Origin of the sequence: Actinospongiicola halichondriae (genome assembly GCF_049103745.1) — a bacterium.
Taxonomy (GTDB): domain Bacteria; phylum Actinomycetota; class Acidimicrobiia; order Acidimicrobiales; family Salinilacustritrichaceae; genus Salinilacustrithrix; species Salinilacustrithrix halichondriae.
This window is the reverse complement of record NZ_CP171622.1, coordinates 419,739-441,045: the sequence shown is the minus strand read 5'-3', so window position 1 is coordinate 441,045 and position 21,307 is coordinate 419,739. Positions and strand designations below refer to the sequence as shown.

Below are 21,307 nucleotides of genomic sequence, written 5' to 3'. Positions count from 1 at the left end.
CCGTTTCAATAGGAGCCGCCCGGGTAGGACTCCTCGGATCGGTTGGCAGTGGGCATCTCGATGTTGATGGTCGACGGCGGGCCCTCCTGGAGGCCCCACAGGACACCGGTCCGCAGGATCTCGTCGAACACCCAGAAGAGGCGGTTGGCGAGCGGGAGCCGGGTGCCCAGTTCACGTGTGGCGACGAACTGCGGCCACCCGTTGCGTATCGAGCGGTCCCAGAAGGCGTTGTGGGGAATCTGCAACATGTCGCCGATGCCCTGCCCCGCGTTGTTGGTGCCGGTCATGTAGTGGGTCATGGCGTTGAGGACCGGTCGGCTCGCACCACCGTCGTATTCGGCGGCGAGGTCGAGCAGCGTGGCGGCGAGCGCGATGCCCTCCGGTGTCGGCGCGAGCACGGCGTCGAGTGTCTGGTCGGACTGGACTCGAGCGTCGGTCCAGGTGGCGGGAATGTAGACGTCTGCGACGCCGAGGTAGTGCGCCGTCACCTGCCATACGTGGAGGAACCCGTCCTCCTCGGCCCGGTTCGACTCCACCTCCCAGTTGGCGAGTGTGCGATGGATGAACGTCGCCAGGCTGTGCCAGGTGATCATCAGGTCGCGCTGGCTGATCGGCGCCGGCATCTCGGCCCCCTCGTTCCAGCGCGGCGACGTGGTGATCAGGTGGCGCACCGCGCTGTGGGTGAGTCGAGTCTTGATGCACGTGACGATCATCTCGCCATCGGGATCGAACGCGTTCTCGGTGCCGACGTCGTAGCCGAGCTTCGCCGTCTTCGCGACCCGGTCCCGCATGTCCTCACCACCCTTGGAGTGGTAGACGGCGCGGGCCTCGTCGGGGATCGCGCAGCTCACGATCCCGCTCCCCAGTCCATAGAGGATGCCCGTGTAGGTGCCGCGGGTCTCGTAGAACGAGAACCCGTCGGCCAGCTTCACGCGGTCGAGCCACGGAGGCGGCTGACGGGCCTGTTCGATGAATGCGGCGAGATCCTCCGGGAGCCCGGCGGGCAAGGCTTGGTCGTTGCGCCGCCACGGCCGGAGCAGTTCGTTGAGCTCGTCGATACGCCCGATGCCCTCCTCGGTGAACAAGCGCCGGACGACGGCGTCGGCCACGGGATCCCACACGTTCTCGGGTGGGAGGGTGTCGAGGCTTCCGCCCGCCACCGACTGATTGCTGTTCCATGCCCAGGCCGGGGCGGCGGTGGCCAACACCCCGAGCACACCCAACGCGCCTCCGGCCTTGAGCATGTTGCGTCGGCTGATGACGGTGTCCACGATCGATCCCCCAGGGAGTAGAGACGGTACAGCGTTACAATATTCGACATCTTGTAACAGCAGCAACCACTAGGCTCCGTCGGGCATGTCGACGCCCGAGACGAGCAGCGGACCCCGCGCCCACCTCCTCCAGACCTTCGCCGCGTTCGACACCACCGACGGCACCACGACGAAGGTGCTCGACGCAGCGCTCGCAGAGTTCTCGTCCGTCGGCATCGGACGAACGTCCATGGAAGACGTCGCTCGCAGAGCTGGCGTGTCGCGCCAGACGGTCTACCGCCACGTGGCAAACAAGGACGCGCTCGTCGGCCAGGTCCTCCAGCGCGAGTTCCAACGCCACGCCGAGCAGTACGTCGCCGAGATGCAGACCGCCGACACGGCCGTCGAGCGGATCGTCGGCGGCTACAGCAGCACCATCCAGGCGATCCGTTCGAACCCGCTCCTCACGTCGGTGCTGTCACACGGTGTCGACACGGCCGTGTCCTCCATGGCGGCGAGTGCCGAACACGTCCTGTCCATGGCCCGGATGTTCCTCACGTATCTGCTCCAGGTCGAGCAGTCCGAGGGCGAGATCGCTGCCACGATCGACGTCGACGTCATCGCCGACCTCATGGTCCGCGTCGCCGTCTCCTACGTGTTGATCCCGAGCGAGGTGTTCGACCTCGCCGACGAGAACGCCACCAAGAACATGGTCCGGACCTTTCTGCTCCCCATTCTCGGCTGGACGTCAGCGGACTGACCTGTCGCCGGGCCATGACACGCCGAGATGCCGCCCGGTGATCTCGGTCGTTCTGCCCTTGGCAGAACGGCGCTGTTCTCGCTCGAGACCGAGCCACACTCGCTCCATGACCAATGCAACGTCCCCGGCCATGGCAGGCGCAGTGCTCGACCGGCTGCTCGATCAACGCATCGTCGTCCTCGGCGAGGCGGTCGACGACGACAGCGCCAACCGCGTCGTCTCCCAGCTGTTGATGCTGTCGGCCGACGATCCCCACGGCGACATCTGCCTGTACATCAACTCGCCGGGCGGCTCCGTCATGGCCGGTCTGGCGATCTACGACACGATGCAGCTCATCCCCAACGACGTCGCCACGGTCGCGGTGGGATTCGCGGCGAGCATGGGGCAGATCCTGTTGTGTGCGGGTGCGCCCGGGAAGCGTCACGCATTCCCCAGCGCACAGGTCGTGATGCACGAGGGCTCCGCCGGCCTGGGAGGTGCGGCCGCCGACGTCGAGATCCAGGCCGACAACCTGCAGGCCACGCTGGCCCGCATGCGGGGCATCATCGCCCGACACACCGGACGCGACATCGACGAGGTCGTCCGCGACGTCGGACGAGATCGTTGGTTCGACGCCGAGCAGGCCAAGGCGTACGGCTTCGTCGACCACATCGTGACCTCGATCGACGAGATCGTCCCCGCCCGCCCGACCCGCCGTATCGGTCTGCGGGCGTCGGCATGAGCACCTACACGATCCCCAGCGTCATCGAGTCCACGCCCAAGGGTGAGCGCGTCTCCGACATCTTCAGCCGGCTCCTCTCCGAGCGCATCATCTTCGTGGGCACGCCCATCGACGACGGGGTGGCGAACGTCGTGATCGCCCAGATGTTGCACCTCGCCGCCGAGTCGCCGGCCGAGATCCAGCTCTACCTCAACTCGCCGGGCGGGTCGTTCAGCGCGGTGATGGCGGTGTACGACACCATGCAGTTCGTCTCGCCGGACGTGGCCACGCTCTGCGTGGGTCAGGCCGCGTCGACGTCGGCGATCCTGCTGGCCGCCGGCGCCCCGGGTCGGCGCTCGATGCTCCCCCACGCCCGTGCCGTGCTCCAACAACCCCACACCGAGGGCAGCCGTGGCTCGATCAGCGACCTGGCGCTGGAGGCGGCGGAGATCGCGCGGATCCGCCGTCAGGCCGAAGGACTCCTGGCCCGGCACACCGACCGGGACCCGGATCATGTCCGTGCCGACATCGACCGTGCGCTGGTGCTCACCGGAGCCGACGCCATCGACTACGGCATCGTCGACGTCGTGGTCGAGGCCGACTCAGGCCGCCAGCATGCGCAGGTCGCCGCTGCGCTCCGACCCGGGCCGTAGACGACGGGCCGCTCGGTCGAGCACCTCGTCGAGTTCGAGGCCCAACGCTTCGTGCACGGCACGCAACAGGTCCGACGAGACCTCCTTGCGGCCACGCTCGACCTCGGAGAGGTAGGGCAGCGACACCGCTGCTTCGTCGGCCACGTCGGCCAGGGTCCGGTCCTGGCGATGGCGTTCCTCGCGGAGGACGTCGCCGATCACGTCCCGGAGGCCGAGGACGCGTCGCTCTCCGGGGAAGGCGACGACGTCGGCCCAGTCGTCCCGGTCAGCTGCAGCGTCGCTCGCCATGACCGAACGCTACCAACGCCGGGTGAAGGTTCGGAGGCTCAGGCGACGCTGACCAGGTCGCCGGTCCAGCCGTCGGCGCCCTCGAGCTTGCCGTCGAGCTTGCGCTTGATCCGTTGGAGCGCGTTGTCGATCGACTTGGTGTGGCGCCCGAGCTTGTCGCCGATGTCCTGATAGCTGCGGCCGGCCACGTAGAGGCGCAGCACCTCGACCTCGAACGCCGACAACAGCATCTGCATCGAACGTTCCATCCCCGCCATCCGCTCGTCGGCGACGATGGTCTCGCACGGATCGACGTCGGAGTGACCGACCAGGATCTCGTCGATGGGGGCGTCGGCGGAGTCGTCGCCGGGCCGCGATCCGGAGATCGACAGGTACGAGTTCAGGGGCTGGTGCTTCTGGCGCGTCGCGGTCTTGATGGCGGTGATGATCTGGCGCTTGATGCACAACTCGGCGAAGGCCCGGAAGCTGGCCTGGTGTTCGGGACGGAAGTCGCGTACCGCCTTGTAGAGGCCGATCAGCGCCTCCTGCTCCACATCGTCGCTGTCGCCACCGATGAGGAAGTAGCCACGCGCCTTGGCTCGGGCGAACCGGCGGTACCGGTTGATGACCAGCTCGAGCGTCTCGGGACACCCGGAGGCGTGGTAGCGGGCGATCAGATCCGTGTCCGTCACATCGGCGAGGTCGGTGTTCCGGCGTTTCGCCACGTACTGGCTCCCAGGTGCGTCGTGTGGTGGAGGTGGAGCGCCCACTCGGACCGCCGGAGAGCCACGGTCTCGGTCACGCACCGTGGCCATCCCGGGACTGACCCGATCGGACTAGTCACAGTGTGACGACCGTTACATCACAGTGTCAACACGCGGAAGGAAGTCGTCGGAGGTACGGCGAATCAACACGCGCCACGACCAGGCGGTCATCCGCGACGACGGACGACCTCGTAGATGGCGAGCGCCCCGGCCACGCTGACGTTCAACGACTCGACCGCACCGGACATCGGGATCGACGCCACCACCTCGCATCGCTCCCGGGCGAGACGGCCCAGCCCGCGACCCTCGGCCCCGAGCACCAGGACGACCGGACGGTCGACGGGCGGGAGGTCGTGGATCGAGACGTCGCCACCCATGTCGAGCCCGATGACGAGCGCGCCGCGCGCCGTCGCATCGGCCAGCGCAGTCGGAAGTCCGCCGACGATCGCGAACCGGAGGTGCTCGATCGCGCCGGCGGCGGTCTTGGTGACGGCGGGGGTCACGTGGACGGCACGATGGCGTGGCAACAACACGCCGGTCACGCCGGCGCACTCGGCGGTGCGCAGAAGCGCCCCGAGGTTGCCGGGGTCGGTGATCCCGTCGCAGGCGAGGAGGAACGGCGGCGTGTCGCCGACCGGCTCGTAGAGCTCCTCGATGTCGGTCTCACGCAACGTCGATGCGTGGGCGATGACGCCCTGGTGCGCGGTGGTGCGCGCTTCGGCGGTCAGCTTCGTCCGTCCGAGTTCGCGCACCGGCACCGAGTACTGCTCGGCCAGCATGCGGATGTCCTCGAGGTCCGGCGCTTCGCTCCGGTCGGTCGACAACAGGATCTCGTGCACACGACGTCGGCCGGCGAGGAGCACCTCTCGGACGGCGTGGATGCCCTCGACCTGCGCACCGCCGAGACCCTCGCGGCTGGCCTTCTTCGGCTTGCCGTCGATGGCCCCGGTCTTCCCACGGTTCTGACGGCTCGGTGGTCGTCCACCACCGCCGCCGGATCGGCGGGTGGGCGGCGGCTTGCGTCTTCCCTTCCCACCGCCCTTCGCATTCCCGTTCTTCTGCGTCATGACGGATCCTCTCGTTCGAGCATCGCAACGGCCCAGCAGGCGACACCGTCGCCGCGGCCGAGCGCACCGATGCCTTCGGGCCGCTTGCCCTTGACGGTGACCGGACCACCGGCGGCAGCCGACAGGCGTTCCTGCATCGCTTCACGGTGCGGTGCGATCTTGGGTCGGTCGCACACGACCGAGCAGTCGATGTTGGCGAGTCGCCAGCCAGCGGCCCGCACCTCGTCGCCGATGGTGCGCAGCAGTTCGATGCTGTCGGCGCCGGCGAGCGCTGGGTCGGTGTCCGGGAAGTGCGACCCGATGTCGCCCATCCCGGCCGCCCCGAGGAGCGCGTCGGCACAGGCATGCGCGATGACGTCGCTGTCGGAGTGGCCGACCAGTCCGGGCCCGTCGAAGCGGAGCCCGCCGAGCACCATCGGACGATCGACGTCGTCGCTGACCGGGTGGATGTCGAACCCCATGCCCACGCGGCCGGTCATGCGTCCGCCCGTCCACGCAGCGTGCGCTCGAGCAGCACGACGTCGTCCGGGTGGGTGAGCTTCACGTTCCCGATCTCTCCTTGCACGACCACGATGGTGCCACCGTCGCGTTCGACCAGCGTGGCGTCGTCCGAAGCATCACGCCCGGTCGCATGCGCGGCTCGCAGCAGGTCGGCACGGAATCCCTGCGGGGTCTGGACGGCGACGAGCGAATCACGGTCGACCGCCCGCCCGGTCCGTTCCCGGAGCGAGTCGGTCACCGCCACGCCGGGGACCACGCCGTCCGCTCCCCCGCGTACGGCATCGACCACCGACTGGAAGAGCGCGGGGGTCGCCGCAGGACGGGCGGCATCGTGCACCAGGACGATCGTCGCGTCGGCAGGCACCGCCGCCAGCCCGTGCCGGACCGAGTCTGCTCTGGTCGGTCCGCCGGCGACCACAGCATCGGCGTCGACGGGGGACGCGGCGTCCGAGAGCGGCAGGACCACCACGACGCCATCGACCACCGAGCGGGCCGCTGCAATCGACCAGTCGAGGACACGGCGACCGGCGACCTCGACGAACTGCTTGGGGCCGCCGAAACGCGATCCGCCCCCACCCGCGACGATGACGGCCCAGATCGGGTCCTTCGTCACGTCGGCAGCGGGGTCGGGCACGGCGACGAGCGTAGGCACCCGAGGCGCTCCCACCACCCTCCGCGGTGACTCCTGACACGTGGGCGACAGCGGGTCGCCTAGATTCGTCGCGTGGCCGACAGGGAACTGCTCGCGGAGTCCGACCTCTTCAAGGATCTCACCGACGCCGAACTCGACGGCATCGTCGAGTCGGCCACGGTCCGCGAGCTACGTCGCGGTGACGTGCTCTTCGCCGAGGACGACGAGTCGAACGAGGTGTTCGTCGTCGACGAAGGCCGGATCGCGATGACCCAACGCTCCATCGACGGCCGCGAATCGGTCATCGCGCTCATGGAACGGGGCGACCTGTTCGGCGAGATGCCGCTCTTCGACGGTCTGGGCCGTTCGACCGAGGCTCGTGCGCTCGAACCGTCGACGGTGACGATCATCGGATACGAGCCGGTCCGGACGCTCTACGAGGCCCGCCCGCAGCTGCTGTGGAGCGTCGTCGCGATGCTCTCGAACCGCCTGCGGTCGACCGACGCTGCCCTCGCCGACTCGGTGTTCCTCGACGTGACCGGACGCACGGCGAAACGACTCCTCGAGCTCGCCGGCGACGACGACGAGTTCGTCCTGCCGGTGACGCAGGAGGAACTGGCGGGCATGGTCGGGGCGTCACGCGAGCGGGTCAACAAGGCCATCGCCAGCTTCGTCAAGCTCGGCTGGCTCGACCAACGCGACCGGCGCTACCAGATCACCGATCGCGAGCAGCTCACCCGCCGAGCCACGTGATCACCCGCCGCCACGCATCAGCGGCGTAGTCCGCACGGTGGGCAGGGCGGCTCGGATCGTGCACGAAGCCGTGGTCGGCGCCGGCGTAGCGGACCACCTCGGCCCCGGTTGCCTCGAGCGCATCGACGTCGGCGGCCGGCGTCCACGGGTCGCTGGTGCCGATGACGGCGAGTACGGGCGCCGCTCCATCGGACGTGACGGCGTCGAGCGGCGCGCCCTGTCCCTCGCCCTGCCACTGCTCGGGGATCCGGATCATCCCGTAGAACGCCGCAGCACGGTCGAATCGGCCCGTGCCGGCGGCCTTGAACGTGTACATGCCACCCATACAGAAGCCCATCACGCCGACGGGAGCGCCCTCAGGGAGTGCCGCAGCTGTCACGTCGGCTGCGGCCACGAGATCGCCGAGTACGTCGCTGTCGTCGAGCCCGCCCACCGAGGCCAGTCGCTCCTCGAGCGAGAGGTCCTGTCGACCGGGCCAGGGTTCGGGCATGCAGACGGCCCATCCGTGATCGTCGGCCAACGCCTGACACATGTCGGCGAACAGCGGACGGAGGCCACCGATGTCGGGGGCCACGACGACGCCTCGCGTGGGCGCACGACCGTCGGACGGCACCGCCGAGTAGGCAGGCGTGCCCGATGGCAGCGTGATCTCGTCAGGCATACCGGTCCAGGATGGAGGACTCGGCCAGGCGGGACAACCCATCCTTGATCGCTCGGGCACGGGTCTCGCCCACACCCTCGACGTCGTCGAGGTCGTCGATCGTGGCCCGCATGATCTTCTGCAGCGAGCCGAAGCGGTCGACGATCGACTCGACGATGTTGTCCGGGAGGCGTGGGATGCGCGCCAGCAGCCGATAGCCACGGGGCTGGACCGACGCGTCGAGGTCCATGCCACCGGGGAGGTGCAGCATCGAGCCAACGGCCCGGAGGTCGAGCAGGTCCTCGGTCCCGAGCTCGGCGAGCGCGTCGAGCGCCTCGTCGAGGTGCCACGAGCTCTCCTCGTGGAAGTAGTCGCGCAGGACCATGGTCCGGTCGTCCTCGACCCCGCCGAGCAGTTCGTCGAGCTGCAGTTTGATGAGCCGACCATCGGTCCCGAGCTCGACGATGTCGGACGCCAACTCGTCGGCGATGCGACTCACCATCTCGGTGCGCTGCAGGACGGTGACGACGTCGCGCACGGTGACGAGGTCCTCGACCTCGAGCGCTGACAACGACGCCGCGGTCTCGTCGAGACGCATGCGGTAGCGCTCGAGCGTCTGCAACGCCTGGTTGGCCCGACTCAACAGGATCGGGATCGGCTGCAACGGATGCTTCTCGTCACCCACGTAGACCGCGATGACCTGCTGGTCCTCGGACACCGAGACGACGATGACGTCGATCGACCGGGCGACACGCTCGGCGGTGCGGTGGCGGGTCCCGGTCTCGGACGTGGGGACGTTGGGATTCGGCACCAGGTGCACGTTGGCCCGGGCGATGCGGGTCGCATCGGGCGCCAGGATGATGGCGCCGTCGGTCTTCGCCAACTCGGAGAGGCGCTGCGGGCTGAATGCCGCGTCGAGCAGGAAACCGCCCGAGCAGATGTTGAGGACCTCGGGGCCGTCGCCCACGACGATCAGCGCACCCATCTTGGACTGGAGAATCCGGTCGAGGCCCTCGCGTAGCGGCGCGCCCGGTGCCACGAACGTCAATGCCGCGAGCATCTCGGGGGAGGTCCTGGGCGCCACCGGCCCATTCTATCCGGGCGAGGCAAGGCGGACCGGCGGCTCGCGGAGCAGACCGGCGGCCACGATCGCACTGCGGAGGTCGGTCGCCCGGATCGCCTCGCACCCCTCGGGCGGGTCGGGCGCCCGTTCGGGCACGAGGACCGTCCCGAAACCGAGGCGCGACGCCTCGGCCATGCGGCGGTCGAGGTGACCGACCTGGCGCAGCTCGCCGGCCAGGCCGATCTCCCCGCACACCACCAGGTCGGCGGGGAGCCCCCGACCGGTCGCAGCCGACGTCACGGCGAGCGCGACGGCCAGGTCGACGGCGGGTTCGACCGTCTTCACGCCGCCGGCCACGGTCACCCAGACGTCGGTCCCGGCGACGGAGATGCCCGCTCGCTGCTCGAGGACGGCGAGGAGCATGCCCAGTCGCCCACCGTCGAGCCCCTGCGTCTGCCGCCGGGGCGAGGGCAACGGTGAGTCGGCCAGCAACGCCTGGACCTCGACGAGGAGCGGGCGTCCGCCGTCGAGCACCGGGACGACGACCGACCCGGCCGCTCCCGGTCGACGGTCCGACAGGAAGAGCGCGCTCGGGTCGTCGACGCCGAGCAGGCCCGACGTCGTCATCTCGAAGACCCCGAGCTCGCCGGTACCCCCGTGGCGATGCTTCACCGCACGGAGCAGTCGCAACGCATGGTGGCGGTCGCCCTCGAACGACAACACCGTGTCGACGAGGTGCTCGAGCACCCGCGGGCCGGCCAGCCCGCCGTCCTTGGTGACGTGGCCGACGAGGACCACCGCCACGCCGCGAGCACGAGCCTCCTCGACGAGGCGGTGGGCGCACGCCCGGACCTGCCCCACGGAGCCCGGCGCCGACGACAGCACAGGATCGTGCACGGTCTGGATCGAGTCGATGACCACCAAGGAGGGTTCGACGTCGTCGAGGTGACCCACGATGGCTCCGAGGTCGGTCTCGGAGGCCAGCCACAGCCCGTCGGGTGTGGCGTCGAGTCGGTCGGCACGGCCCCGGACCTGGGCAGCGGACTCCTCGGCCGTCACGTAGAGGGTCCGGGCCCCCGAGCGCGCCGCACCGGCGACTGCCTGGAGGAGCAGCGTCGACTTGCCGATGCCGGGTTCGCCGCCGACGAGGGTCACCGAGCCCCGGACGAGACCTCCCGACAGCACACGATCGAGTTCTCGCACGCCGGTCGGCGACGGACGGACGTCGCGGTCGGCCACCTCGCCGATGGGCCGGGCCGGGGTCCGCTTCGACGCCGTGGCCGACCGCACCACGGTGCGGGCCTCCTCGATCAGGGTGTTCCACTCATCGCAGCCGGGACAGCGCCCGGCCCAGACAGGGGTGCCGGCGCCACAGGTGCTGCAGCGGAACTCGGTTCTTGGCTTGGACTTGGAGGTGGCCACCCCGGCATTGTCCTCGCGAGGGGTGACGAGAACGCGGTCAGGCGTCCGGCGCCGGGTCCTGCCCGGTGCGACGGCGCCATGCGGCGAGACGGATCGCGAGGAAGAACAACAGCGCGAACCCGGCGGCGACGGCGAGGGCGAGCCACAGGTAGCGCTCGGTTCGTTGGAGCGTGCCGGTGGCGGAGAGGTCGACGGCATCGCGTTCGAGCACCGACGGACGCCACAGCGCCCCGTTCGACGCCTGCGTGGGAGCGTTCGACACCACGTCTCCCGGCAGGCGGACGCCGATCTGCACCTGGAGGACGTCGTCGATGGCCTGTCCGATCTCGTCCTCGATGAGTTCGGCGGGGTCGGCTTCCAACGCCTCGGCCAACTCCGGATCGTCGGTCAGTCCGGACACGCCGGCCGAGAAGTCGACGGTGCCCGAGAACGTGTACGAGGTCTCGGCGAAACCGTCGTCTCGGACGACCGCGAAGTCCCGGAACGGCCCGTGTTCTCCGGCGATCTCGTCGACCAGGATCCCGACGTCCTCGGGGCGGGCGAAGTCGTGGGTCAGACGCACCCAGGTGAGGCCGTCGGCCTCCTTGGCGGGCTCGGTGGCCGTCCAGCCGGTGGCGAGGAGGTCGTCGAGCGCGAGGTCGTCGAGGAGATCGGGACGGCGTTCGAGCGCGTCGTCGTCGACGCCCGCTCCGACCTGGACCGTGCCCGAGCCGTCGTCGGCCACGTCGATGTTGATCTCGGTCCGCAGTTCACAGCCGGCCAACGCCACCACGAGGGCGACGGCTGCGGCCACCGCCCGCAACGCCCGCAGCACTCAGGTCGTCCGTACGACGAGCATGCTCGTGGGCAGGTGGTGCGACAGCTTGTTGGGCACCGCGCCGATCTCGAGGAAGCGGCGGACACCGGTCATCCCCTTGTTGCCCACGACCAGGAGGTCGTAGCCGCCGGTGCGGGCGGTCTCGATGAGGGCGGAGACGGGGTCGGCGTCGACGACCAGCGTGTCGATCTCGGCTGACGAGCCGGCGTGCGCGGCCTTGGCGGCGTCGACCACGGACTGTCCCTTCGACGGCTTGGCCGCGGTGAGGATCGTCAGCGACGCGCCAGAGCTCTCGGCGATGTCGACCGCCCGTTGCACGGCCTTCGCGGCCGTCTTCGATCCGTCGGTTCCCACGATGATGCGCTGGTACACAACGGGCACTCTAGGCATGTGATCATGGACGGATGGCCGTCGACCCCATCCAGGCGATCCGCGACATCGCGTTGGGCTTCCCCGAGGCGACGGAACGCGAGACGTGGGGGAATCCGACCTTCCGGGTACGCGACAAGATCTTCGTCAGCTACGGCGTCGACGAGCAGGGTCGTCCGCAGATCACCATGAAGGCCGCACCCGGCGAACAGGAGAGTCTCCTCGCCGAGGGCGAGCCGTTCTTCATGCCCAAGTACGTGGGCTCGAAGGGCTGGATCGGCATCCACGTCGACGACGAGACCGACTGGCGCGAGATCGCGGAGTTGGTGATCGACTCGTACCGCGAGATCGCCCCCAAGAAGCTCTCCGCCAGCATCGGCATCCGACCGGGACCGCCCTCGGCCGGCGCACGCGCCGTCGTCGCCGTCGGCAACGTCATCGGCGAACTGATCGAGGGCAAGCCCCCGAAGGACGAGGCCGTCGCCGAAGAACAGGCCGACGACGACCGTCTCGACGGTGAGTTGGAACTCGAGTTCGGACCGCTGGACGGCCCCCTCGACAACTGATCAGGCGTCGGCGGCCATCTCAGAGGTGCCCGCTGAGGCCGCCGAAGTGCAAGAAGTCCGGATCGCTCCCCACGCCGTACAGGAGCAGGTCGTCGTAGCCATCACCGTTGAAGTCACCGGCGGAGGGCCGATAGGTGCCGTTGATCGTGACCTGCTCCGACCGGAACCCGCCGGTCGAGCCCCACCAGACGAAGTCGGCGCCCCTGCCGGGTCGATACCAGGTGATGTCGTCGTACCCGTCGCCGTCGAAGTCACCGGCGACGGGACGGTAGGTGCCGTTCACGGTGGTCCGGACGCTGCGGAAACCGTCCGCCCGCCCGTACCAGATGTAGTCCGCAGCCCCTCCCGGCGCATACCAGAGGATGTCCTCGAACCCATCCCCATCCAGGTCGAGGGTCACCGGTTGATACGTGCCGTTCACGGTGGTCCGGACGCTGCGGAAACCGTCCGCCCGCCCGTACCAGATGTAGTCCGCAGCCCCTCCCGGCGCGTACCAGAGGATGTCCTCGAACCCATCCCCGTTCAGGTCGAGCGAGAACGGCTCGTAGGTCCCGGTGACTGTGGTCGGGACACTTCGGAACCCATCGCTCGATCCGTACCAGATGTAGTCCGCCCCCGATCCCGGTCGATACCAGTGGATGTCATCGAATCCGTCGCCGTTGAGGTCGACCGTGAAGGGCTCGTAGGTTCCGTTGACCGTCGTCTGTCGTACATGGAACGTCTCCCGTGAGCCGAAGAGGGTCAGGTCGGTCGCGCCACCTGGCTGATAGAGCAGAACGTCGTCGGCGACATCACCGTTGAAGTCGCCGACGAGCGGATCGAAGTGCTCGCCGATGTCCGGATTCGGGAACGGTCGGCCAGTGGTGGTGAACGGCACCCACGTCGTCGGCATCGTTCCCGACGTCACGTCACGGATGCCCCCGACGCCGATTACGTACGCCATCCCCGAAGACAGCGGGGCATCGGGGCGGATGACCACGGAAGTGGTGTCACCATGGCGATGGGTCTCCAGCGTCGCCGGGATGGGTGAACCGGTGATTCCGTCCAACAAGACGACGGTCTGGTCGTCGATGCTCGAGTCGCGGACGAATCGACCGAACGTCAGTCGAAGCCCCGTGGTCGGATCGACGGTTGCTCTCGGCGCAGGGGTCGAATGCAGGAGCCACGGACCATCGTTCTCTGCTGCCTCATCGACCACGGTGGCAGCACTGACCCTCGCGGGCTCGGTGGGCTGCCCCTCACTCCGAGGCCCACCGACTGTCCGTTGCTGGATTCCCGATGACGTGAGCACGTCGCCCTCGAGCCGGATGAAACCGCGCACGAGGGGCCCGTCGTCACCGCACGGGTGCTCGAACCGAGCGATCAGCGACGTCACGAGGGAAGCATCGGCCTCGAGGTCGTCGATGACCGCCCAAGCCACGCCCCCGTGGCAGTCGACGAGCTCCGGGATCTGGAGCCACAATCCGCCGCGCGTCGGGTTGTGGGCGACTCGTTGCTGGAGCTCCGGGAGATAGCCCTCCATCAGTGGAAGATGTGACGGGCCGTGGACCGTCGCGATCCAGAGCTTGTTCGCCTCGTCGCGCACGCGGATGTCGACCGTGCGATCTCCCACGTGGTGTTCGAACTGACCCGTTCCAGGCGTGAAGACGTGACTCTCGCCGGCCCCCTCCCCCGCACCGGAGATGTCGAAGAGAACGACGGAACCTGCTTCGGGAACCGAACCCGGTGCCGGACTCCAGAGGCCGCCAGGGACATCGAGGTATCCGGGTGGCACTGTCGGGTCGTCACGATCCCAGCGGATCCAACCACGCTCTTCGGGCGAGTCGTCGCCGCAACGGACGGCGAAGCGGAACTCCGCGAACCGAAGACCCTCGCCGTCCGACTCGATGTCATCGATGACCGCCCAGCCGACGGCATCGCCGCACGCAGCGCTCTCGGCGCTCAAGGAGAGCGATGCCCTGGTCGGATTGCCCGATTGAATCTCGACGAGACCGGGCAGGACGCCCAGATCGCCCGGCAACTGGAGATTCACGTCCCACTTCTCGAAGCCGTGGATCTGGGCGTGCAGACCGTGTGCCCGCGTCGTGAAGACGAACGATGCATCGGACTTCGAGTACCCCCACTCCCTGCCTTTGCCCACCCAGGCGCCCGGGTCTGATTGGAAGAACGCCGCCGTGCCGTCGTCCGGGACCGCCGATGGCTCGGGATGCCACAGGTCCCCGGGGTCAGGCGTGTACCCGGGCGGTGACGGCGTCTCGTCGGCGCGCCAACGGATCCATCCGTACAGCGGCGGACCCGTCTCTTCGCACCGATACCGGAACCGCAGTTCGAACGACTGCACCGCCCCATCGCCCACAGTGGCTTGGTCGACGGTCATGTCTGCGGCGACCTCGTTGCAACCGGACCCGGGACCGTCGACCGTGAGCGCCCCGAGCGCCTCCCGACCGAACGGGTCTCGAGCCAGGTACGGGTAGTTGGCGGAGACGAGCGTGGTCAGCCAATCGGGGAACGTGAACCGCAGATCCCAGTCGTCCGTGCCGTCGATGTTCACCGAGAACCCGCTTCGACCCTGCAGATCTCGAAGCAGAGGCGTGAACACGGCGTCAGTCAGGTCGTAGGAGTAGGCGGCGCCGAGACCGACGACATCGCCAGGCGAGGACTCGAAGTAGGCGCCGGAGTCCGTTCCTTGTGTGACGTCCTCCGGCGGCTGCCACTCGATCGGCTCGGGCGGGACGACATCCACGCGGAGGTCGTAGGGACCGCCGCTCGTCGATCCGTGGAAGTTCCTGACCGAGACGAGCGCGGTCCCCGGACCGCTGACGAACTCCACCGTCTCGTCCTCGCCGGTGTATCGGGCATCGGTGATGCCGATCGAGTGCCCTTCGACACCGAAGGCTTCGATGACCGGGTCGAAGGCAGCGGCCCGCTCCGGATCGAACTCCGTCGGGATCACCGTCGCCCGCACCATGGATGCCTCTGCGACCTCGATCCTCCACCAGTCGACGTCCCCTTCCACCTGGATCGACCCAGAGTTGGTCGCCGTCGTCTCGCTGGCGAGAACGGGAAGGTCGTTGGGTTCAGGATCCACCTCCGGGGCCTGCACCGAGCCGATCGGCTCGTACCCGAGGACGCCCAGTGACGCAGCGACGTCGAGTACACCGAAGCCGTAACTGTCGTCCACGCCTGCGGGACCCCGGTCCTCGGCACCGCGTAGGAGCGCGAGGCGCGTTCGCGACTCGTCGTAGCCAGGATGACGACTCCGGATCAGGGCTGCCGCGCCCGCGACCAGCGGAGCGGCGAACGACGTCCCGTCCTCGGTCGCATAGCCGCCGCCGGCCTCGGTCGACGTGATGCCCATTCCAGGAGCAGTCAGATCCACCTGGAATCCGTAGGTGGAGAACCACGAGAAGTTCCCGTCGCTGTCGGTGGACGCCACACCGACCACGCCGGGCGATCCAGCCGGAACCGAGGGGGCGTTGACAGCGTCGTTCCCGGTGGCAGCGACGACGACCACATCGTGATCGAGCGCGAAGGTGACGGCGTCGTCGATCGTCTCGCTGGTCCCCAGTCGGCTCAACGACAGGTTGATGACGTCAGCGCCGTGCTCGGCGGCCCATCGGATTCCGCTCGCCACGGTCGCGTCGGTGCCGTCCCCGAACGAGTCGAGCACCTTGACCGGCATGATCATCGCTCCTCCGCCGGCCACCCCGGCGACGCCGATGCCGTTGTCACGCTTGGCCGCGATGACTCCCGCCACGAGGGTGCCGTGACCGAAGTCGTCGGCCGTGTCGGCGGTTCCGTCGAAGGCGTTGTACCCCGGGACGATTCGGCCGACGAGATCTGGGTGACCAGCGTCCACCCCGCTGTCCAGCACGGCCACGACCACGGATGGCGATCCCGTCTCGATCCTCCAGGCATCGCCCAGACGGATCTGGTCGAAGGCAGCGGACTGGTCGGAGTACCTCGGGTCGTTGGGCGTGTCGCTCGCGGAGACAATTCCGTTCGGTTCGGCGCGAACGACGTCCGGCCTGGCCTCGAGTTCAGCAGCGACCTCCTCGGCGTTTCGCCCATCAGTGTCGATGACCACGGAGTCCGTGTCGGCGATCCGCATGCGGACCTCCCCTCCGACCGACTCGGCTGCGCTCGCGGCAACAGCACCGCGCTCGAATTCCACGACCACCGACGTCGGCTCCTCGCTGGCGGGAATCCGCGAAGGCGTCGATCGCGGCAGGCCGATCGGCGTTCGATCCGGGGATTGCGCCTCGACGTCGACGGGAACGTCGCGGAGGCTCGGAGGCGGTGCGGCAGATGCCGGAAGGGGAGCAAGCATCGTGGCGGCGAGCAACGCCATCACGACCGCGACCCAGCCAACCAGGGGTCGCGTCATCCGCCAGTACCTCGATTTCCCCACGGGCCCGAGCCTACGAGGTGACCTCGGCCGGCTCAATGGGCCCTGGAGTCAGGCGTCGGCGGCGGCTTCGAGTTCTTCGACCGTGGGGGGCTCGAAGCCCTCCTCGGAGCGGAAGACGATGACGTCCTGGTCGGTCTCCGGATCGTGCTCGACGTCGACGGTGACGATCTCGCCGGCGCGGAACTCCTTGTAGAGGAGCTTTTCCGACAGCGGGTCCTCGACGAAGCGCTGGATCGCACGACGCAGCGGACGAGCGCCGAGCGTGGGGTCGTAGCCCTTGTCGGCGACGTAGAGCTTGGCGGCCTGCGTGAGCACGATGCCCATGCCCTGGCCCTCCATCTGGATGGCCAGCTTGGCGACGAAGTTGTCGACGATCTGGATGACCTCGTCCTTGGACAGCTCGTGGAAGACGATCGTCTCGTCGATGCGGTTCAGGAACTCGGGCCGGAAGTGTTCCTTCAGGGCGTCGTGGACCTTCTCCTTCATCTTCTCGTAGGAGACGGCCTCGTCGGCCTTGCCGAAGCCCACCGACTGCTTGCGCAGGTCGGCGGTGCCGAGGTTGGAGGTCATGATCAGCACGGTGTTGCGGAAGTCGACCGAGCGACCCTGTGCGTCGGTGAGGCGACCCTCCTCGAGGATCTGCAGCATCGTGTTGAACACGTCGACGTGGGCCTTCTCGACCTCGTCGAAGAGCACGACCGAGAACGGCTTGCGGCGCACCGCTTCGGTGAGCTGGCCGCCCTCTTCGTACCCGACGTAGCCCGGAGGCGAACCGACGAGGCGCGAGACGGTGTGCTTCTCCATGTACTCGGACATGTCGAGGCTGATCATCGCCGACTCGTCGCCGAAGAGGAACTCGGCCAGCGTGCGGGCGAGCTCGGTCTTGCCGACGCCGGACGGGCCCAGGAAGATGAACGAACCGCTCGGGCGCTTCGGGTCCTTGAGACCGGCCCGGGTGCGGCGGATGGCCTGGCTGACGGCCTTGATGGCGTCTTCCTGACCGATGACCCGCTTGTGGAGCTCGTCTTCCATGTTGAGGAGCTTCTGGGTCTCCTCCTCGGTGAGCTTGTAGACGGGGATGCCGGTCCACACCGAGAGGACCTCGGCGACGGCTTCCTCGTCGACCTCGTCGAACAGGTCGACGCCGGAGTCCTTGATCTCGACCTCCTTCGCCTCCTTCTGGGCCAGGAGTTCCTTCTCCTTGTCGCGCAGACGACCGGCCTCTTCGAAGTCCTGGGACTCGACGGCGGCCTTCTTCTGCTCGACCACGCCGGCGAGCTCGTTCTCGAGCTCCTTGTAGTCGGGCGGGGTCTGCATGCGCTTGATGCGCAGACGCGAGCCGGCCTCGTCGATCAGGTCGATGGCCTTGTCGGGGAGGTGGCGGTCCGAGATGTAGCGGTCGGCCAGGTTGGCCGCGGCCACCAGTGCCTGGTCGGTGATCGTGACCCGGTGGTGCTGCTCGTAGCGGTCGCGCAGGCCCTTGAGGATCTCGATGGTGTGGGCCACGGAGGGCTCCTCGACCACGATCTTCTGGAAGCGACGCTCGAGGGCGGCATCCTTCTCGAGGTGCTTGCGGTACTCGTCGAGGGTGGTCGCACCGATGGTCTGGAGCTCACCGCGGGCCAGCATCGGCTTGAGGATGCTGGCGGCGTCGATGGCGCCTTCTGCGGCGCCGGCACCCACGAGGGTGTGGAGCTCGTCGATGAAGAGGATGATGTCGCCGCGGGTGCGGATCTCCTTGAGCACCTTCTTGAGGCGCTCCTCGAAGTCACCGCGGTAGCGGGAACCGGCCACGAGGGCACCGAGGTCGAGCGTGTAGAGCTGCTTGTTGTGCAGCGTCTCGGGCACGTCGTCGGCCACGATCTTCTGGGCCAGGCCCTCGACGATGGCGGTCTTGCCGACGCCGGGCTCGCCCACGAGCACGGGGTTGTTCTTGGTGCGGCGGCTGAGCACCTGCATCACGCGCTCGATCTCGCGGGAGCGACCGATGACCGGGTCGACCTCCTTGTCGCGGGCGAGCTGGGTCAGGTTGCGGCCGAACTGGTCGAGCACGAGGGATCCCGACGGCGTGTCGCCGCTGGTCGAGCCCGCGGCAGCCCCCGCCTTCTCGCCCCGCCCGCCGGCACCGCCGGGACCGGCCGTGCCGGAACCCTGGTAGCCGGACAGGAGCTGGATGACCTGCTGGCGGACCCGTGACAGGTCGGCGCCGAGCTTGACGAGGACCTGGGCGGCCACGCCCTCGCCCTCGCGGATCAGGCCGAGGAGGATGTGCTCGGTCCCGATGTAGTTGTGGCCGAGCTGCAACGCCTCGCGGAGCGACAGCTCGAGGACCTTCTTGGCCCGAGGGGTGAAGGGGATGTGCCCCGACGGCGACGAGCCGCCCTGTCCGATGATCTCCTCGACCTGGCTGCGCACGGCCTCGAGGCTGATGCCCAACGATTCGAGGGCCTTGGCGGCGACGCCCTCACCCTCGTGGATGAGCCCGAGCAGGATGTGCTCGGTCCCGATGTAGTTGTGGTTGAGCAGCCGTGCCTCTTCTTGCGCGAGTACGACGACTCGGCGGGCACGATCGGTGAAGCGTTCGAACAAGACTCTGCCTCCCTCCCGATCTCTCGGGAGCTGGTTCTGACGGGGGCTCCGTGGGACGAGTGTAACCCTGCCCCGGGAGCGTTCATCACCGCAGCGACGTGGGCGCGCATGGAATGTCCGACATGGCGTCGATAGCCTCGTACGACGCTCCGGGTCGCTCACGCTCCCGTCCCCGGGCCCACTCCGATCCTGATGCCCTCCGACCACCCCACCCACCTGCGGGGCATCCCGGGCGCCGGATCCTCCGGACGCTCGGGCCGACGCTCCAGTTCTCCGGGCGGACCGCAGTTCCGGCCGCCGCTCATCGGCGACCCCCGGCGCGGCCGCCGACCGGAGCCCCGTCGGCCCTTCCGACGCCGCAGCAGCGGGCCGAAGGCCTGGAGCCCCCGGCGCCAACCCCGCTCGATCCCGTGGTCGACGCTGCTCATCGCGCTCGGCTTCGCGCTGCTCGGGTTCTTCGTCTGGCAGAAGTTCTGGGACGCGACCCGGGTCGACGTCGTCATCACCGGCATCGAGGACCAGGCCGAGCTGACCCTGGAGGAGGCGTCGGACCTCCACATCGAGATCGACATCGAACAACTCGACCTCGAAGCCGGCGTGACCCCGACCGTGTTCTTCGACGGAGTGGAACTCGACGACGAGACCCACGAGGTCTCCGAGACCGGCATCACGTGGGATCCGCCGCCGCTCGAGGAGGGCGTCCACGTACTCGCGATGTCGATCGGCCGGCCGCTGCTCGACGACGCCAAGTTCACCTGGACCTTCGCCGTCGACGGCACGCCGCCGTTCATCGACGTCGTCTCCCCGCAACCCGCCGCGCCGATCTGCACGCCCGTGTCGGTCACCGGACGGATCGAGACCGGACTCGCCAGCTTCCAGATCGACGGCGAGGACGCCGAGGTCGACGAGAACGGGTCGTTCACGCTCGAGTTCGACCAGGCGCCGCTCGGACCAGTCCTGCTCACAGCGGAGGATCAGGCCGGCAACAAGGCTGCGGCCGAGATCGTGATCCCGGTCGAGTACCCGTCGACGCAGGGCATCCACGTCACCGCAGCGGCCTGGGGCTATGACCCCCTCCGCGAACACGTGCTCGCCCTGGTCGACGCCGGAAAGGTCTCAGCGGTCGAACTCGACATCAAGGACGAGGGCGGGATCGTCGGCTACGACACCGACGTCGACCTGGCGCACGAGATCGGCGCGGTCCGCCAGGAGTACGTCCTGAAGGACGCCATCGACCTCCTCCACGCCAAGGGCGTGCGCGTGATCGGGCGCGTCGTCGCCTTCCGCGACGGGCCACTCGCGGCGTGGGCCGAGACCAACGGGAGGATGGACTACGTCATCCAGGACAACGACGGCGCCGCCCTCTCGAAGTACGGCGGTTTCACCAACGTCGCCAACGCCGATGTCCGCAAGTACAACATCGACCTGGCCGAGGAGGCGATCGACCGCGGCGTCGACGAGATCCTCTGGGACTACGTCCGCCGCCCCGAGGGCGACATCGAGGGCATGGTCTTCCCCGGTCTCCAGGTGGCCGACCCGTCGCCCGAGGCCGAGAAGCGAGCGGTCAACGACAACGTCGTGTCGTTCCTGGCCGAGTCCGGCCGGATGGTCCGCGACCGGTGCGTCTACCAGGGTGCGTCGCTCTTCGGCATCGCCGCCCGCAACCCCGACGCCATCGGCCAACCGGTGCCGGGCATCGCCCGCAACGTCGACTACATCGCACCGATGCTCTACCCGTCGCACTGGGTCCGCGGGGAGTACCGGGTCGACCACCCCAACGCGCAGCCCTACGACATCGTCGAGAAGTCGCTGTCCGACTTCCAGCGCAAGGCGGCCGGATCCGGGGTCGCCTTCAACCTGTGGGTCCAGGACTTCTCGATCGGCATCCCCTACGGACCCGAAGAGGTCCGCGCCCAGATCCAGGCGGCACGCGACCTCGGCGTCGACAACTGGCTGCTGTGGAACGCCACCGTGCGCTACACGCCCGACGCGATCACGCCCGAGATGGTCCATCGCCCCGACGGCACCGAGCGCCCGGGGTCGTGACTCCGGTCTCTCGCTCTCGTTTCCGCGGGCGCCACCGA

The 21,307-nt window shown here is 68.6% G+C and carries 19 protein-coding genes; 6 read left to right on the top strand and 13 right to left on the bottom strand.

Translation table 11 applies throughout. From position 1 onward, the window contains the following. Window positions 1–5: 5 nt before the first annotated feature. Window positions 6–1,271: an oxygenase MpaB family protein gene (locus tag AB8619_RS02305; RefSeq protein ID WP_436794844.1), complete on the bottom strand. Its 1,266-nt coding sequence runs from the start codon at window positions 1,269–1,271 to the stop codon at window positions 6–8. A gap of 85 nt (window positions 1,272–1,356) precedes the next feature. On the opposite strand from AB8619_RS02305, the gene AB8619_RS02300 reads away from it, so the two are divergent. The 3 genes from AB8619_RS02300 to AB8619_RS02290 all read left to right on the top strand — a co-directional run bounded on the left by AB8619_RS02300 (window position 1,357) and on the right by AB8619_RS02290 (window position 3,363). Further along, entirely contained in the window at window positions 1,357–2,010 is a 654-nt protein-coding gene (locus AB8619_RS02300) for a TetR/AcrR family transcriptional regulator (RefSeq protein WP_436794843.1), read from the top strand. Window positions 2,011–2,116: 106 nt separating this feature from the next. Continuing rightward, entirely contained in the window at window positions 2,117–2,731 is a 615-nt protein-coding gene (locus AB8619_RS02295) for a ClpP family protease (protein ID WP_436794842.1), read from the top strand. Then, window positions 2,728–3,363 carry a ClpP family protease gene (locus tag AB8619_RS02290; protein WP_436794841.1) on the top strand — a complete coding sequence of 212 codons (636 nt, stop codon included), beginning with the start codon at window positions 2,728–2,730 and terminating at the stop codon, window positions 3,361–3,363. The genes AB8619_RS02295 and AB8619_RS02290 overlap by 4 nt, the downstream gene beginning before the upstream one ends. Here the strand turns inward: AB8619_RS02290 and AB8619_RS02285 are convergent. From AB8619_RS02285 to AB8619_RS02265, 5 genes are all read right to left on the bottom strand, one after another. After that, window positions 3,313–3,651 (bottom strand): helix-turn-helix domain-containing protein, encoded by a 339-nt coding sequence (locus tag AB8619_RS02285; protein WP_436794840.1) that lies wholly within the window; start codon window positions 3,649–3,651, stop codon window positions 3,313–3,315. The genes AB8619_RS02290 and AB8619_RS02285 overlap by 51 nt on opposite strands. Window positions 3,652–3,689: 38 nt before the next feature. After that, a complete protein-coding gene (gene sigH, locus AB8619_RS02280; protein WP_436794839.1) occupies window positions 3,690–4,355 on the bottom strand; it encodes an RNA polymerase sporulation sigma factor SigH in 666 nt (221 codons plus the stop codon). Window positions 4,356–4,561: 206 nt separating this feature from the next. Then, window positions 4,562–5,461: a 23S rRNA (guanosine(2251)-2'-O)-methyltransferase RlmB gene (rlmB, locus tag AB8619_RS02275; RefSeq protein WP_436794838.1), complete on the bottom strand. Its 900-nt coding sequence runs from the start codon at window positions 5,459–5,461 to the stop codon at window positions 4,562–4,564. After that, window positions 5,458–5,940 (bottom strand): 2-C-methyl-D-erythritol 2,4-cyclodiphosphate synthase, encoded by a 483-nt coding sequence (ispF, locus tag AB8619_RS02270; protein ID WP_436794837.1) that lies wholly within the window; start codon window positions 5,938–5,940, stop codon window positions 5,458–5,460. Before ispF ends, rlmB begins: the two co-directional genes overlap by 4 nt. Further along, window positions 5,937–6,596, bottom strand: a complete 660-nt coding sequence (locus tag AB8619_RS02265; RefSeq protein ID WP_436794836.1) for an IspD/TarI family cytidylyltransferase — start codon at window positions 6,594–6,596, stop codon at window positions 5,937–5,939. The genes ispF and AB8619_RS02265 overlap by 4 nt, the downstream gene beginning before the upstream one ends. A gap of 90 nt (window positions 6,597–6,686) precedes the next feature. Here AB8619_RS02265 and AB8619_RS02260 point away from each other — a divergent pair, with 90 nt between their 5' ends. Beyond that, the gene (locus AB8619_RS02260) at window positions 6,687–7,346 is read left to right on the top strand and encodes a Crp/Fnr family transcriptional regulator (protein WP_436794835.1); all 660 of its coding nucleotides are present in this window, start codon (window positions 6,687–6,689) and stop codon (window positions 7,344–7,346) included. Here AB8619_RS02260 and AB8619_RS02255 read toward each other — a convergent pair. The 5 genes from AB8619_RS02255 to AB8619_RS02235 are packed head-to-tail and all read right to left on the bottom strand — an operon-like array spanning window position 7,327 to window position 11,660. Next, the gene (locus AB8619_RS02255) at window positions 7,327–8,007 is read right to left on the bottom strand and encodes a dienelactone hydrolase family protein (RefSeq protein WP_436794834.1); all 681 of its coding nucleotides are present in this window, start codon (window positions 8,005–8,007) and stop codon (window positions 7,327–7,329) included. The genes AB8619_RS02260 and AB8619_RS02255 overlap by 20 nt on opposite strands. Next, complete coding sequence (disA, locus tag AB8619_RS02250) at window positions 8,000–9,070, bottom strand: DNA integrity scanning diadenylate cyclase DisA (RefSeq protein ID WP_436794833.1); 1,071 nt, start codon at window positions 9,068–9,070, stop codon at window positions 8,000–8,002. Before disA ends, AB8619_RS02255 begins: the two co-directional genes overlap by 8 nt. 9 nt (window positions 9,071–9,079) lie before the next feature. Continuing rightward, a complete protein-coding gene (gene radA, locus AB8619_RS02245) occupies window positions 9,080–10,471 on the bottom strand; it encodes a DNA repair protein RadA (protein ID WP_436794832.1) in 1,392 nt (463 codons plus the stop codon). Window positions 10,472–10,508: 37 nt separating this feature from the next. Further along, complete coding sequence (locus tag AB8619_RS02240; protein WP_436794831.1) at window positions 10,509–11,264, bottom strand: hypothetical protein; 756 nt, start codon at window positions 11,262–11,264, stop codon at window positions 10,509–10,511. A 21-nt stretch (window positions 11,265–11,285) separates the two neighbouring features. Continuing rightward, on the bottom strand, window positions 11,286–11,660 hold the full coding sequence (locus tag AB8619_RS02235) for a universal stress protein (RefSeq protein WP_436794830.1): 375 nt from the start codon (window positions 11,658–11,660) through the stop codon (window positions 11,286–11,288). A gap of 32 nt (window positions 11,661–11,692) precedes the next feature. Here AB8619_RS02235 and AB8619_RS02230 point away from each other — a divergent pair, with 32 nt between their 5' ends. After that, window positions 11,693–12,223, top strand: coding sequence for an MmcQ/YjbR family DNA-binding protein (locus AB8619_RS02230; RefSeq protein ID WP_436794829.1), 531 nt, complete (start codon window positions 11,693–11,695; stop codon window positions 12,221–12,223). 19 nt (window positions 12,224–12,242) lie between these two features. Here the strand turns inward: AB8619_RS02230 and AB8619_RS02225 are convergent, their stop codons facing one another. After that, the gene (locus tag AB8619_RS02225; RefSeq protein ID WP_436794828.1) at window positions 12,243–16,634 is read right to left on the bottom strand and encodes a S8 family serine peptidase; all 4,392 of its coding nucleotides are present in this window, start codon (window positions 16,632–16,634) and stop codon (window positions 12,243–12,245) included. Window positions 16,635–16,682: 48 nt separating this feature from the next. After that, window positions 16,683–19,223 (bottom strand): ATP-dependent Clp protease ATP-binding subunit, encoded by a 2,541-nt coding sequence (locus AB8619_RS02220; protein ID WP_436794827.1) that lies wholly within the window; start codon window positions 19,221–19,223, stop codon window positions 16,683–16,685. 192 nt (window positions 19,224–19,415) lie between these two features. On the opposite strand from AB8619_RS02220, the gene AB8619_RS02215 reads away from it, so the two are divergent. Continuing rightward, window positions 19,416–21,269 carry a putative glycoside hydrolase gene (locus tag AB8619_RS02215; RefSeq protein ID WP_436794826.1) on the top strand — a complete coding sequence of 618 codons (1,854 nt, stop codon included), beginning with the start codon at window positions 19,416–19,418 and terminating at the stop codon, window positions 21,267–21,269. The last annotated feature ends 38 nt before the right edge of the window (window positions 21,270–21,307 follow it).